Here is a 13499-nt window from a genome sequence, read left to right as displayed (position 1 = left end):
GGATCCGCTGAGCGGGGGCGCTCAGTGGGTCTCGGGGCGGAGGACCTTGGTCCGCAGAACCGACTCGTTCAGGTTCATCTGACGGTCGAGCTCCTTGACGACCGCGGGCTCGGCCCGCAGGTCGATGACCGAGTAGATGCCCTCGGGCTTCTTCTTGATCTCGTACGAGAGACGACGACGGCCCCAGGTGTCGACCTTCTCGACCTTTCCGTCGCCCTCGCGGACGACGGAAAGGAAGCTCTCGATCAGCGGGGAGACAGCGCGCTCCTCGAGATCGGGGTCGAGGATGACCATCACCTCGTAGTGACGCATGTGGAACCCACCTCCTCTGGACTCGGCGGCCACGGTCGTTCCGTGGCAGGAGGGTCGTGATGCGTGAGCAACGGTATCGGCCGGCACTGACAGTCCCGGCCCGTTCCCCGGAAAGTCCCCGGTCCGTTCCCCGGATCCGGTCGCCGCCGGGGCAGACACCGCGCAGACGGTACAGAGTACCCGCACCGCCACTCGGGTTGAAATCCGGTGCCCGATCCCCGCAATCTGGACACAAGGGGCGTGACACGCGTCACCCGTCGCACCCTCGCGAATCCGGCGGATGCGGCTCGTCCGCCCTGTCAGGCAGTCCGGCGGTCCGGCAGCACGGCCGCCCGGACGGTCGTCCCGCAGGAGGTTCCCATGGCACAGGCGGTACGGAGGAGCCCGGTCTCCTCCCTCCTCAACACCGACGGCCGGCGGCATCCGGTCGAGAACCGGCTCGTCGCCGTGACCGCGGTGCTCGGCGTGGTCGCGTTCGTCACCGGCTTCTTCTCCGGTCTCAGTCTGATCGCGTCCTGGGCCGGGCTGCTGGGGATCGTCTCCGGCGGCTGGGGGCAGATGATCTCCGCGACCACCGGCGAGCGGTTCGCGCTGGTCGTCAGCATGGGAGCGGCGGCGGTCGGCTTCTACCTGGGTATGTCGAACGGCGGGCTGTTCGGCTGACCTCCCTCCCGCCGGCCCGCCCGGGGCGGGGCGCGGCCGGCGGCGGCTCGCCACGGCCCCGTACTGGCACGTCCGGGGCGCGTGCCTGCGCAGTAGGCTTCCGGCCAGACCCTGCGAAGTACGCCGGAGGAGCGCCCCGTAATGAGCCTGACCCTGAGGACGATCAGTCGCGAGCAGCACCTGGCGTATATCCGGAGCCTGCCATCGGCCAGCCACATGCAGGTGCCCGCGTGGGCGGACGTGAAGGCCGAGTGGGGTTCGGAGAGCCTGGGCTGGTTCGACGCGGGCGGCGAGCTGGTCGGGGCGGGCCTGGTGCTGTACCGCCAGCTGCCCAAGGTCAAGCGCTACCTGGCCTATCTGCCCGAGGGACCGGTGATCAACTGGTTCGCGCCGAACCTGGAGGAGTGGCTGCGCCCGATGCTGGCGCACCTGAAGGCCAAGGGCGCGTTCTCGGTGAAGATGGGCCCGCCCGTGGTGATCCGGCGCTGGGACGCCCCCGCGATCAAGGCCGGCATCCAGAACCCGGACGTGAAGCGGCTGCGCGACGTCGAGGCCACCCACATCGAGCCGCGCGCCTTCGAGGTGGCCGACCGGCTGCGGCGGATGGGCTGGCAGCAGGGCGAGGACGGCGGCGCCGGCTTCGGCGACGTCCAGCCGCGCTACGTCTTCCAGGTGCCGCTGGAGAACCGCTCGCTGGACGAGGTGCACAAGGGCTTCAACCAGCTGTGGCGGCGCAACATCAAGAAGGCCGAGAAGGCCGGCGTCGAGGTCGTGCAGGGCGGCTACGACGACCTGCCGGTGTGGCAGGAGCTGTACGAGGTGACAGCCGAGCGCGACCGCTTCCGGCCGCGCCCCCTGGGCTACTTCCAGCGGATGTGGACGGCGCTGAACGCCGAGGACCCCAACCGGATGCGGCTGTACTTCGCCAAGCACGAGGGCGAGCCGGTGGCCGCGGCCACCATGCTGATCGTGGGCGGGCACGTGTGGTACTCCTACGGCGCCTCGGCCAACCACAAGCGCGAGGTGCGCCCCTCCAACGCCATGCAGTGGCGGATGCTGCAGGACGCGTACGCTCTCGGGGCGAGCGTGTACGACCTGCGCGGCATCAGCGACTCCCTGGACGACTCCGACCACCTCTTCGGTCTGATCCAGTTCAAGGTGGGCACCGGCGGCCAGGCCGCCGAATATCTCGGCGAGTGGGACTTTCCGCTCAATAAGCTGCTGCACAAGGCGCTCGACATCTACATGTCGCGCCGCTGACGCCCTGCTCCACGCACGTCCGGCGAGGCCGGCGGGACGGAAGACGGCCCGCCGGCACACGCCGGGACCGATGAGAAAGGTTCCGTACGGCCATGGCGCTCTCCCTCTACGTCGACACCGAACGCTGGCGGGCGCACCAGCAGACGGTGCTGCAGCAGTTCCCGGGACTGGTCCCGGTCTGCAAGGGCAACGGATACGGCTTCGGCCACGAGCGGCTGGCCGAGGAGGTGACCCGCTTCGGCTCGGACGTCATCGCCGTGGGCACGACGTACGAGGCCGCCCGGATGAAGGACTGGTTCAGCGGGGACCTGCTGGTGCTCACCCCCTTCCGCCGCGGTGAGGAGCCGGTGCCGCTGCCGGACCGGGCGATCCGCACCGTCTCCTCGGTCGACGGGGTGAACGCGCTGGTCGGGGCCCGTGTCGTCATCGAGGTGATGAGCTCGATGAAGCGGCACGGGGTGGTGGAGGAGGACCTGGGCAAGCTGCGCGCCTCGATCGAGGACGTGCGGCTGGAGGGCTTCGCGATCCACCTGCCGCTGGACCGCACCGACGGCACGGACGCGGTGGACGAGGTCATCGGCTGGATGGACCGGCTGCGGGCGGCCCGTCTGCCGCTGGAGACGATGTTCGTCAGCCATCTCAAGCCCCAGGAGTTCGCGCTGCTCCAGCAGCAGTTCCCGCAGACCCGCTTCCGGGCGCGGATCGGCACGCGGCTGTGGCTGGGCGACCACGAGGCCACCCGGTACCGGGGCTCGGTGCTGGACGTCACGCGGGTGGCGCGGGGCGACCGCTTCGGCTACCGGCAGCAGAAGGCACCGGGCGACGGCTGGCTGGTGGTGGTGGCCGGTGGCACCTCGCACGGGGTGGGTCTTGAGGCGCCGAAGGCCATGCACGGGATGACCTCGCGGGCCAAGGGCGTGGCGCGGGCCGGGCTGGCGACGGTGAACCGCAACCTCTCGCCCTTCGTCTGGGACGGCAAGCAGCGCTGGTTCGCCGAGCCGCCGCACATGCAGGTGTCGATCCTGTTCGTGCCGGAGGAGGCTGCGGAGCCGAAGGTGGGCGACGAGCTGACTGCGATCCTGCGGCACACGACGACGCAGTACGACCGGCTGGTCGACAACTGAGCGGCCGCGCGCGGCGGCGGGCGCCGTACCGCCCGGCCGTACACGGCGCCGTACGACGGCGAGGGGCCCGGACACGGTTTCGTGTCCGGGCCCCTCGCCATGCCGCGCCACCGGATGCGTCCCGGCCGTCCGGTGCGGTGCTCCCCGATGCCTCCCGTGCGCTTCCCGAACGGCGCCCGGGTGGCACCCGGAGTGCTTCCTAGCGCTCCACCTCGCCGTTGATGAACTTCTCCACGTTCTCCCGGGCCTGGTCGTCGAAGTACTGGACCGGCGGGGACTTCATGAAGTAGGAGGAGGCCGAGAGGATCGGGCCGCCGACACCGCGGTCCTTGGCGATCTTCGCGGCACGCAGGGCGTCGATGATGACACCGGCGGAGTTCGGGGAGTCCCAGACCTCCAGCTTGTACTCCAGGTTCAGCGGGACGTCGCCGAACGCGCGGCCCTCCAGGCGGACGTAGGCCCACTTGCGGTCGTCCAGCCAGGCCACGTAGTCCGACGGGCCGATGTGGACGTTGTCCTCGCCCATGTCCCGGTCGGGGATCTGGGAGGTGACGGCCTGGGTCTTGGAGATCTTCTTGGACTCCAGGCGCTCGCGCTCGAGCATGTTCTTGAAGTCCATGTTGCCGCCGACGTTGAGCTGCATCGTGCGGTCGAGGACGACGCCGCGGTCCTCGAAGAGCTTGGCCAGCACACGGTGCGTGATGGTCGCGCCCACCTGGGACTTGATGTCGTCGCCGACGATCGGGACACCGGCCTCGGCGAACTTGTTCGCCCACTCCTCGGTGCCGGCGATGAAGACCGGCAGCGCGTTGACGAAGGCGACCTTCGCGTCGATGGCGCACTGCGCGTAGTACTTCGCGGCGTCCTCGGAGCCCACCGGGAGGTAGCACACCAGGACGTCGACCTCGCGGTCCTTGAGGACCTTCACGACGTCGACCGGCTCCTCGGCCGACTCCTCGATGGTCTGGCGGTAGTACTTGCCCAGGCCGTCGAGGGTGTGGCCGCGCTGGACGGTCACACCGGTGGCGGGCACGTCGCAGATCTTGATGGTGTTGTTCTCACTGGCGCCGATGGCGTCGGCGAGGTCCAGGCCCACCTTCTTGGCGTCCACGTCGAACGCGGCCACGAACTCGATGTCCGAGATGTGGTAGTCGCCGAACTGCACGTGCATCAGACCCGGCACGCGGCTCTTCGGGTCGGCGTCCTTGTAGTACTCGACGCCCTGCACCAGCGAGGCGGCGCAGTTGCCCACGCCGACGATGGCTACGCGAACCGAACCCATTGGCGGTTGCTCCCTGTGTTTGTTCCGTGTCGTTTCCGACGGTGGTGTTGGTGCCGGTCCGCTCGGTGCGGACCTTCACGCGGTGTCATCGGACGGATCGGGCGGGGTCTCCCCCCGGTTCTGATCACGCCCCGCCCGCTCGCTCTCGATGAGTTCGTTGAGCCAGCGGACCTCGCGCTCCACGGACTCCATGCCGTGTCGCTGCAGTTCGAGGGTGTAGTCGTCCAGCCGCTCCCGGGTGCGGGCCAGGGCGGTGCGCATCTTGGCGAGGCGCTCCTCCAGGCGGCTGCGGCGGCCTTCCAGCACCCGCATCCGCACATCGCGCGAGGTCTGGCCGAAGAAGGCGAAGCGGACGCCGAACCCCTCGTCCTCCCAGGTGTCCGGCCCGGTCTGGGACAGGAGCTCCTCGAAGCGCTCCTTCCCCTCGGCCGTGAGCCGGTAGACGATCTTGGCCCGGCGTCCGGCGAGCGGCGCCGCGAGGGAGTCCTCGGGCTCGTCACCGGGCTCCTCGGCCAACCAGCCGCGCTGGACCAGCGTCTTCAGGCAGGGGTAGAGGGAGCCGTAGCTGAAGGCCCGGAAGACTCCCAGCGAGGTGTTGAGCCGTTTGCGCAGCTCGTAACCGTGCATGGGTGACTCACGGAGCAGTCCGAGGACGGCGAACTCCAGGATTCCCGAGCGTCTGCCCATCGCCGTCACCCCTTCCGCCGGTTTCCGCCGGCCGGCCCGTCCGCGGGCGGCCGCCTCGGGCTCACGCCCTGTCGTCCTGTGCCATTGTCTCTCACCGATGTATCGAGTCGATACATCGGAGTGATAGCGAAGACGATAGAACGCCTCCACAGGCGCGACAAGGGGGGACGGGCGCGGGGGAGAGTGAGCGGTTTCACATCGCTCCTTCACTACAGCTCGGTAGCCCCTCTTTCTCCTGAATGCCGGAGATGGGGTTTTCGTACCTGCGTAGTCTGTCCGCTGTGCAGAAGGCCACCGGGAACCAACGAGGCGTCGGACGCGTCCTCGTCCCGGGTGCAGTGCGGCCAGTTCTGGGAACGTGGGCGGGCCGCACTTCGGGGGACTGGAAGTACACTGCCGCCTTCAGGCGCGAGCGCCTGCCCGAGGAGTAGCTGTTCCACATGAGCGAGCACCGTCGTAAGCCACCGCAGTCGCGTGGCCGGCGCGCCGCACAGCCGCCGTCAGGCGGTCGGCGTGCCGCACAGTCGTATGGCTCCACCGCTTCCCACGGCATGCCCTCGGACCGCCCCCACGGCGGCCGGGCCGAGGCGCGGCGCGCGGCACAGCGCGCCGGCGGAGGCAGACGCCGGGCGGCCGACACCGCCGGGGACGTCACGGTCGTCGGTCGGCGGCGGGGGCGCTACGAGCCCGAGAAGAAGCGCTTCATCGACTACCCCAGGTCCGGCAAGTACGGCTGGCGGCGCTGGATGCCGTCCTGGAAGCTGGTCACCGGCCTGGCCATGGCCTTCATGGGGATGCTGATCGGCCTCGGCGGGCTGGCGCTGGCCATGGTGGAGGTGCCGGACGAGAACATAGCGGCGCTCCAGCAGAACAACGTCTACTACTGGTCCGACGACACCGTCATGGCCAGAGCCGGCAAGACCAACCGGCAGAACATGAAGATAGAGGACATCCCCGAGTCGATGCAGAAGGCGGCGGTCGCCGCCGAGAACGCCACCTTCTGGGAGGACAAGGGCGTCGACCCGATCGGCATCGGCCGGGCGGTGTTCAACATGGCCACGGGCGGTGACACCCAGGGCGGCTCGACCATCACCCAGCAGTACGTCAAGAACACCTATCTGAGCCAGGACCAGACCATCGTCCGCAAGGCGCGGGAGCTGTTCATCGCCATCAAGGTCAACGCCCAGAAGAGCAAGGAAGAGATCCTCCAGGGCTACCTCAACACCAGCTACTACGGGCGCGGCGCCCACGGACTCCAGGCCGCCGCCCAGGCGTACTTCGAGAAGGACGCCAAGGACCTCGAGCCCGCCGAGAGCGCACTGCTCACCACCGTCCTCAAGGGTGCCGACCTGTACGACCCGGCCGGTGGTGAGGGCCCCAACTCCTCCCCCGAGAAGAACCGCGAGCGCGCCGTGAAGCGCTGGAACTGGGTGATGGACCGGCAGGTCGAGCTGAAGATGATGAGCCAGGCCGAACGGGACAAGTACGAGTTCCCCGAGATCGCCCCGCGCAAGGCCCAGGCCGGGCTCAACGGGCAGACCGGCTACCTGGCCGCCCTCGCCGAGGAGGAGGTCAGGGAGACCCTGGGCCTCAACAAGCAGCAGTTCGACAAGGGCGGCTACCAGATCTACACGACCTTCGACAAGAAGAAGACCGCCGCGATGGAGAAGGCGGTCAGCAAGGTCACCAAGCAGTACATCGATCCCGAGGGAAGCCCCGAGACCGACAAGTTCGTCCAGTTCGGCGCCGCCTCGGTGGAGCCGGGCACGGGCAAGGTCGTGGCCATCTACGGCGGTCCGGGCTTCGAGAACGGCCACTTCACCAACAACGCGGACACCCTGGGCGTCCCGGTGGGCTCGACGTGGAAGCCGTTCGTGCTGGCCGCGGCCATGGAGCACGGCACCTACCGGAGCAACGGTGTGGGCATCGCACCGAGCAGTGAGTACAACGGCGACAACAAGCTGAAGGTCAAGCAGCAGGACGGGACCGACTACCTGGACAAGGAGGGCAACCCCTTCTACCAGGTGAACGACGGCGACAAGGACCACGGGTACATCACCCTGCGCCGGGCCATGGAGGTCTCCGCCAACACCCCGTTCGTCCAGCTCGGCATGGACGTGGGCATGGACAAGGTCAAGGAGATGGCCGCGAGCGCGGGCATCGAGAAGGACAGTTTCGACCCGAACCTCAACCCGTCCTTCGCACTGGGCACCTCCACCCCGGGCGCCATCGAGATGGCCAACTCCTATGCGACCTTCGCCGCCTCGGGCACCCAGGTCGACACCTACACGGTGCGTAAGGTGACGCACAACGGCGAGGAGGAGCCCGGCTTCGAGAAGCCCCAGAAGCAGACGGCGATGGACTCCGACATCGCCGACAACATCACCGACGTGTTGCGCGGCGTCGTCGAGAAGCCGCACGGCACGGGTACCAGGGCCCAGGAGCTGGGCCGCCCCGTGGCGGGCAAGACCGGTACGACCGACAAGAACAAGTCCGCCTGGTGGGTCGGGTACACCCCGCAGTTGTCCACCGCGGTCACCCTGTTCCGCACGGACCCGGAGAAGCGCACCCTGCTGTCGATGAACGGCACGGGCGGCTTCGAATCCATCCACGGTGGCCGGCTGCCCACCGAGGTGTGGACGGCGTACATGAAGAGCGCCGTCAAGGGGGTGCCGGTGAAGGACTTCCCCGAGCCCGGCCCGGTCGGCAAGAAGATCGACCAGGTCGGCGCCCCGTCGCCGTCGCCGTCGCCGTCGGAGAGCGAGGAGCCCGAGCCGTCGCCGTCGGAGAGCGAGGAGCCCGAGCCCAGCACGGATCCGTCTCCGTCCCAGGAGACGCCGTCCGGTCCTCCGTCGAGCACCTGCCGTCCCAACGACTGGTTCTGTGACGACACCGGTGGCACGGACACCGGCGGGACCGACACCGGCGGGAGCGACACCGGTGGCACGGACACCGGTGGCACCGGAGGCTCGGACGGTGGCACGGACACCGGAGGCACCGAAGGCTCGGACGGCGGTACCGACGAAGGCGGCACCAACGGCCGGCCGGGCGGCAACGACAGCGGCGGCATCTGGGGCAACACCGGAAGTGACTGATCCTCCCGGAGTCCGAGGGAAAGAACGCTGAGAAACAGCACGGGGAAGCGGCGCCGGAAACGGCGCCGCTTCCGGCTTCTCGGGGCTCGACCCGCCGGGGCGGCCGAGGCCGGTGGCCTGTGTGCCATCGCCTCGCGCACCGCGTGCCCGGACCCGCCATACGGCAGGATGTGGCCCATGACGAGCGCGCACCAGGAGCAGCAGGCACCGGTACGGCCCACCGTCCAGGACGAGGTCTCCGCCGCGGGCAGTGAGCTGATCGGCGGGCCGATCGGCAGGCGTGCGCTGACCGGAGGGTCCTGGTGGACGCCGGTACGGGTCGTGCTGCTGGTGATGCTGGGAATGTTCGCGCTCGGCATGGCGCAGAAGCTGCCCTGCTACGAGAGCGGCTGGTTCCGCGGGGCGACCAGCCAGTATGTGCACGCCTGCTACTCCGACATCCCTCACCTCTACACCGGTCGCGGCTTCGCCGCCGACCTCACGCCGTACTTCGACCGCATCCCCCAGGAGATCTCCGGCGGGATGGAGTACCTGGAGTACCCGGTGCTGACCGGGGTGTTCATGGAGGTGGCGTCCTGGTTCACACCGCAGGGCGGCGAGATGATGCAGCGGCAGCAGATCTACTGGATGGTCAACGCCGGGATGCTGATGGCGTGCGCCGCCGTCCTGGTAGTGTGCGTCGCCCGTACTCACCGGCGGCGCCCGTGGGACGCGCTGCTGGTCGCGCTCGCCCCGGCCCTCGCGCTCACCGCGACGATCAACTGGGACCTGCTGGCGGTTTCCCTGACCGCCGCCTCGATGCTGATGTGGGCGCGCAGCCGCCCGTTCACTTCGGGAGTGCTGCTGGGACTGGCGACCGCCGCCAAGTTCTACCCGTTCCTGCTGCTGGGACCGCTGCTGGTGCTCTGCTGGCGTGCGGGACGCCGGAGGGCGTTCGGCGCGGCGCTGGGCGGAGCCGTGGCCTCCTGGCTGGCGGTGAACCTGCCCGTCATGCTGCTCGCCCCGGAGGGCTGGGGGAAGTTCTACGCCTTCAGCCAGGAACGGAACATCGACTTCGGGTCGTTCTGGCTGATCATCTCGCAGCGCACCGGCAACCCGCTGGAGCACGCCAACACCTACGCCACGCTGCTGGTGCTGCTGGGCTGTGCGGCGATCGCCCTGCTCACCCTGCGCGCGCCGCGCCGTCCGCGCTTCGCGCAGCTCGCCTTCCTCGTGGTCGCCCTGTTCATCGTGACCAACAAGGTCTACTCGCCGCAGTACGTGCTGTGGCTGATTCCGCTGGCCGCCCTGGCCCGGCCGCGCTGGCGCGACTTCCTGATCTGGCAGGCGTGCGAGGTCATGTACTACCTCGGCATCTGGTTCTACCTGGCCTACACGGGCAGTGGTGACGACCACCATGGGCTGCCCACCGAGGGCTACCAGTTCGCGATCGTGCTCCACCTGCTGGGCACGCTGTACCTGTGCGCCGTGGTGGTGCGGGACATCCTGCTGCCGGACCGGGATGTGGTCCGCCGGGACGGCTCCGACGACCCCTCCGGGGGTGTCCTCGACCACGCGCCCGACGTCTTCGTCCTCGGCTCCCGAAGGCGTCGCCACCCGGTTCTCCCCGGCCCGCAGAACCCTCAGTCCCCTCGAGACCCTCAGGACGTTCAGGTCCCCAGGTACCAGCGGGTGCGGTGGGGATCCCCCACCGACGGGTCCGACGGGTCCGGCGGGGCCGACGGGGCCGACGGGGCCGACGGGGAATGACGCTTGCCGATCCCTGCGGTGTTTCACGTGAAACACCGCAGGGATCGATCGCTCTCGGGGGCGCTGCGCCTCCCTGCCGGGCAGGTGTGTGAGGCTGACCGCATGGCTGTTGTGCGTGATCTGCGCGTGCTCCTGCGCTTCTCCGGCTTCCGTCGGCTGCTGGCGGTCCGACTGCTGTCCCAGTCGGCCGACGGGGTCTTCCAGGTCGCGCTCGCCGCCTATGTGGTCTTCTCCCCCGAGCAGCAGACTTCTCCCGCCGCCATCGCCTCCGCGATGGCCGTCCTGCTGCTGCCGTACTCGCTGCTCGGCCCCTTCGCCGGGGTGCTGCTCGACCGGTGGCAGCGGCGGCAGGTGCTGCTGCTCGGCAACCTGCTGCGTGCCGTGCTGGCGACCGCCACCGCGGCACTGGTGCTGGCCTCGGCACCACTGTGGCTTTTCTACCTCGCCGCGCTCTCGGTCACCGCCGTCAACCGCTTCGTACTCGCCGGGCTCTCCGCCGCACTGCCGCATGTGGTGGACGGCGAACGGCTGGTGATGGCGAACTCCCTGTCCCCCACCGCGGGCACCCTGGCGGCCACCGCGGGAGGCGGGCTCGCCTTTCTCGTACGGATCCCCGCTCCGGACGGCGCGGGCGCGGACGCCACCATCGTGGTTCTCGGCGCCGGCCTCTATCTGCTGAGCGCCCTGGCATCGCTCCGGATCGACCGTGGAACGCTCGGGCCGGACACGATCATCCGGGTCCGGCTGAGCATCGCGCTGGCCGATGTCGCCCGCGGACTGGTCGCCGGACTGCGCCATCTGGGGGAGCGGCGCAAGGCAGCCCAGTCGCTCGCCTCAATGGCGGTGCTGCGCTTCTGCTACGGCGCGCTGACGGTGATGGTGCTGATGCTGAGCCGTTACGCCTGGGACGGTGGCGGCAGGGGAGGCAGCGGCGACGGTGAGGGCACACTGGGCGGAATGGCGCTCCTGGGTCTGGCGGTGGGCGTCTCCGGGCTGGGCTTCTTCGTCGCGGCCGTCATCACCCCCTGGGCCGTGCAGCGCGCAGGCCGGTTCGGCTGGATCGCGCTGTGCGCCGCGGGGGCGGCGGTACTGGTGCCCGCACTGTCGCTGCCCTTCCAGCCCGCGCCCGTACTGGGCGCCGCCTTCGTGGTGGGACTGGCGACTCAGGGCGCGAAGATCACCACGGACACGGTCGTGCAGTCCTCGGTGGACGACGTCTACCGAGGGAGGGTCTTCTCCCTGTACGACATGCTCTTCAACGTCGCCTTCGTCGGCGCCGCCGGCCTGGCCGCCCTGATGCTTCCCCCGGACGGCCGTTCACCGGCTCTGGTGATGACGGTGACGGCGCTGTACGCGGCGGTGGCTGTTGCGGTGTTTCACGTGAAACGCCGCAACAGCCACCGTGAGGGAAGGAGCGGTACGGTCAGTCCCGGTCGGCCCACCACTGCCTGAGGGCCTCGATCGCGGCCTCGCGCTCCATCGGGCCATGCTCCAGTCGCAGCTCCAGCAGGTGCCGGTAGGCCTCACCCACCTCGGGACCGGGACGCAGCCCGAGGATCTCCATGATCTCGTTGCCGTTGAGGTCCGGGCGGATGGAGTCCAGCTCCTCCTGCTCCTTCAGCCGCGCGATGCGCTCCTCCAGGCCGTCGTACGCACGCGACAGGGCATTGGCCTTGCGCTTGTTGCGCGTGGTGCAGTCCGACCGTGTCAGCTTGTGCAGCCGCTCCAGCAGCGGGCCGGCGTCGCGGACGTAGCGCCGCACCGCCGAGTCGGTCCACTCCCCGGTGCCATAGCCGTGGAAGCGCAGATGCAGCTCGACCAGACGCGAGACGTCCTTCACCGTCTCGCCCGGGTACTTGAGCTTGGTCATCCGGGACTTGGTCATCTTCGCCCCCACCACCTCGTGGTGGTGGAAGGAGACACGCCCGTCCTCCTCGAACCGGCGTGTCTTCGGCTTGCCGATGTCATGCAGCAGCGCTGCCAGCCGCAGGGTGAGGTCCGGGCCGTCCTCCTCCAGGTCGATGGCCTGCTCCAGCACGGTCAGGGTGTGCTCGTAGACATCCTTGTGCCGGTGGTGCTCATCCCGCTCCAGGCGCAGTGCGGGCAGCTCGGGCAGAACCCGGTCGGCCAGCCCCGTCTTCACCAGCAGTTCCAGACCGCGACGGGGCTGGTCGGCGAGGATCAGTTTGTTCAGCTCGTCCCGCACCCTCTCGGCCGAGACGATCTCGATCCGCTCGGACATCGCCGTCATGGCGGCGACGACCCCGTCCTCCACCTCGAAGCCGAGCTGGGCGGCGAAGCGTGCGGCCCGCATCATCCGCAGCGGGTCGTCGGAGAAGGAGTCCTCGGGGGTGCCGGGCGTACGCAGTACCCGGCGCGCCAGGTCATCCAGACCTCGGTGCGGGTCGACGAAGGTCTTCTCGGGCAGCACGACCGCCATCGCGTTGACGGTGAAGTCCCGGCGGACCAGGTCCTCCTCGATCGAGTCGCCGTAGGAGACCTCGGGCTTGCGCGATGTGCGGTCGTACGACTCCGACCGGTACGTGGTGACCTCGATCTGGTAGTCGTCCTTGCGGCAGCCCACCGTGCCGAAGGCGATGCCCACCTCCCACACCGCGTCCGCCCAGGGCCGGACCAGGGCCAGGATGTCCTGCGGCCGGGCATCGGTGGTGAAGTCCAGGTCGTTGCCGAGCCTGCCCAGCAGCGCGTCGCGCACGGAACCACCGACCAGGGCCAGAGTGAATCCGGCATCCTTGAAGCGGCGGGCCAGGTCGTCGGCGACGGGGGACACCCGCAGCAACTCGCTCACGGCTCTGCGCTGGGCTTCCCCCAGCACCGCTGGAGGAGCTTCTCGGGTGGGCCCGTGGGCCTGCTGCTGGGGATGGCTGTCAGTGTTGGCGTTCGGCACAGCAGAACAGGGTACGTGGCCCGTCTCCCACCGGTCCTCCCCGTTGCTCTTCCGGCCCGTCGGCCGAGCCCGGCCCATGACCGGCGCCATGACCGGCGTCACGGTCGGTTCCATGGTCGGCTCCGCGGCACTCACGGCCGACAGGGATCGTTAGCATCTGAGTGCGTCACAGCGGCGGCAGACCAGTAGCAGGCCAGCGGCAGACCATTGGCAGATCGGCAGCGCACCGGTACGGACGACCGGCGGACAGGATGGACTAGGCACGTGGCCGAGGCGGCACAGACCCCAGGGACCCCCATCGCTCCTGCCCGCCGCCGATGGGCGGTGCGCTGCACGGCCGTGCTGGCCGCCTCCCTGCCACTGCTGGCGGCAGTGGTTCCCCAGTCCCCCGCTGCGGCCGCCGCTCCATCGGCCCCCTC

10 protein-coding genes are annotated in these 13499 nt (G+C 69.5%); 6 read left to right on the top strand and 4 right to left on the bottom strand.

Annotated features, from left to right (window positions below; translation table 11 throughout):
- Positions 1–21 precede the first annotated feature (21 nt).
- Positions 22–312, bottom strand: a complete 291-nt coding sequence (rpsF, locus tag L7D48_RS06500) for a 30S ribosomal protein S6 (protein ID WP_237877924.1) — start codon at positions 310–312, stop codon at positions 22–24.
- A 360-nt stretch (positions 313–672) separates the two neighbouring features.
- Here rpsF and L7D48_RS06495 point away from each other — a divergent pair, with 360 nt between their 5' ends.
- From L7D48_RS06495 to L7D48_RS06485, 3 genes are all read left to right on the top strand, one after another.
- Positions 673–975, top strand: coding sequence for a hypothetical protein (locus L7D48_RS06495; protein WP_237877922.1), 303 nt, complete (start codon positions 673–675; stop codon positions 973–975).
- A gap of 141 nt (positions 976–1116) precedes the next feature.
- Positions 1117–2235 carry a peptidoglycan bridge formation glycyltransferase FemA/FemB family protein gene (locus tag L7D48_RS06490; RefSeq protein ID WP_101254001.1) on the top strand — a complete coding sequence of 373 codons (1119 nt, stop codon included), beginning with the start codon at positions 1117–1119 and terminating at the stop codon, positions 2233–2235.
- A 92-nt stretch (positions 2236–2327) separates the two neighbouring features.
- Complete coding sequence (locus L7D48_RS06485; RefSeq protein WP_237877921.1) at positions 2328–3359, top strand: alanine racemase; 1032 nt, start codon at positions 2328–2330, stop codon at positions 3357–3359.
- 199 nt (positions 3360–3558) lie between these two features.
- On the opposite strand, the gene L7D48_RS06480 is transcribed toward L7D48_RS06485, so the two are convergent.
- Entirely contained in the window at positions 3559–4641 is a 1083-nt protein-coding gene (locus L7D48_RS06480) for an inositol-3-phosphate synthase (RefSeq protein ID WP_237877920.1), read from the bottom strand.
- Between the two features lie 75 nt (positions 4642–4716).
- Positions 4717–5328 carry a PadR family transcriptional regulator gene (locus L7D48_RS06475; RefSeq protein ID WP_237877919.1) on the bottom strand — a complete coding sequence of 204 codons (612 nt, stop codon included), beginning with the start codon at positions 5326–5328 and terminating at the stop codon, positions 4717–4719.
- Between the two features lie 440 nt (positions 5329–5768).
- Between L7D48_RS06475 and L7D48_RS06470 the strand changes: the two genes are divergently transcribed.
- From L7D48_RS06470 to L7D48_RS06460, 3 genes are all read left to right on the top strand, one after another.
- On the top strand, positions 5769–8423 hold the full coding sequence (locus L7D48_RS06470) for a transglycosylase domain-containing protein (protein WP_237877918.1): 2655 nt from the start codon (positions 5769–5771) through the stop codon (positions 8421–8423).
- A gap of 177 nt (positions 8424–8600) precedes the next feature.
- The gene (locus L7D48_RS06465) at positions 8601–10172 is read left to right on the top strand and encodes a glycosyltransferase family 87 protein (protein WP_237877917.1); all 1572 of its coding nucleotides are present in this window, start codon (positions 8601–8603) and stop codon (positions 10170–10172) included.
- A 102-nt stretch (positions 10173–10274) separates the two neighbouring features.
- The gene (locus L7D48_RS06460) at positions 10275–11624 is read left to right on the top strand and encodes an MFS transporter (RefSeq protein WP_237877916.1); all 1350 of its coding nucleotides are present in this window, start codon (positions 10275–10277) and stop codon (positions 11622–11624) included.
- Here L7D48_RS06460 and L7D48_RS06455 read toward each other — a convergent pair.
- Entirely contained in the window at positions 11596–13080 is a 1485-nt protein-coding gene (locus tag L7D48_RS06455) for a CCA tRNA nucleotidyltransferase (protein WP_374491394.1), read from the bottom strand. The two genes, L7D48_RS06460 and L7D48_RS06455, sit on opposite strands and share 29 nt — an antisense overlap.
- Between the last annotated feature and the right edge of the window lie 419 nt (positions 13081–13499).

Origin of the sequence: Streptomyces sp. ICN903 (assembly GCF_022015835.1) — a bacterium.
GTDB classification, from domain to species: Bacteria; Actinomycetota; Actinomycetes; order Streptomycetales; family Streptomycetaceae; genus Streptomyces; species Streptomyces fenghuangensis.
The sequence above is the reverse complement of the archived record's forward strand: the minus strand, read 5'-3'. Positions and strand labels throughout refer to the sequence as shown.

Excerpts from the sequence above, each read along its gene's own strand:
- L7D48_RS06460 (WP_237877916.1), top strand. The coding sequence starts at position 10,275 with ATGGCTGTTGTGCGTGATCTGCGCGTGCTCCTGCGCTTCTCCGGCTTC.
- L7D48_RS06495 (WP_237877922.1), top strand. The coding sequence starts at position 673 with ATGGCACAGGCGGTACGGAGGAGCCCGGTCTCCTCCCTCCTCAACACC.
- L7D48_RS06485 (WP_237877921.1), top strand. The coding sequence starts at position 2,328 with ATGGCGCTCTCCCTCTACGTCGACACCGAACGCTGGCGGGCGCACCAG.
- rpsF (WP_237877924.1), bottom strand. The coding sequence starts at position 312 with ATGCGTCACTACGAGGTGATGGTCATCCTCGACCCCGATCTCGAGGAG.
- L7D48_RS06465 (WP_237877917.1), top strand. The coding sequence starts at position 8,601 with ATGACGAGCGCGCACCAGGAGCAGCAGGCACCGGTACGGCCCACCGTC.
- L7D48_RS06490 (WP_101254001.1), top strand. The coding sequence starts at position 1,117 with ATGAGCCTGACCCTGAGGACGATCAGTCGCGAGCAGCACCTGGCGTAT.
- L7D48_RS06470 (WP_237877918.1), top strand. The coding sequence starts at position 5,769 with ATGAGCGAGCACCGTCGTAAGCCACCGCAGTCGCGTGGCCGGCGCGCC.
- L7D48_RS06475 (WP_237877919.1), bottom strand. The coding sequence starts at position 5,328 with ATGGGCAGACGCTCGGGAATCCTGGAGTTCGCCGTCCTCGGACTGCTC.
- L7D48_RS06480 (WP_237877920.1), bottom strand. The coding sequence starts at position 4,641 with ATGGGTTCGGTTCGCGTAGCCATCGTCGGCGTGGGCAACTGCGCCGCC.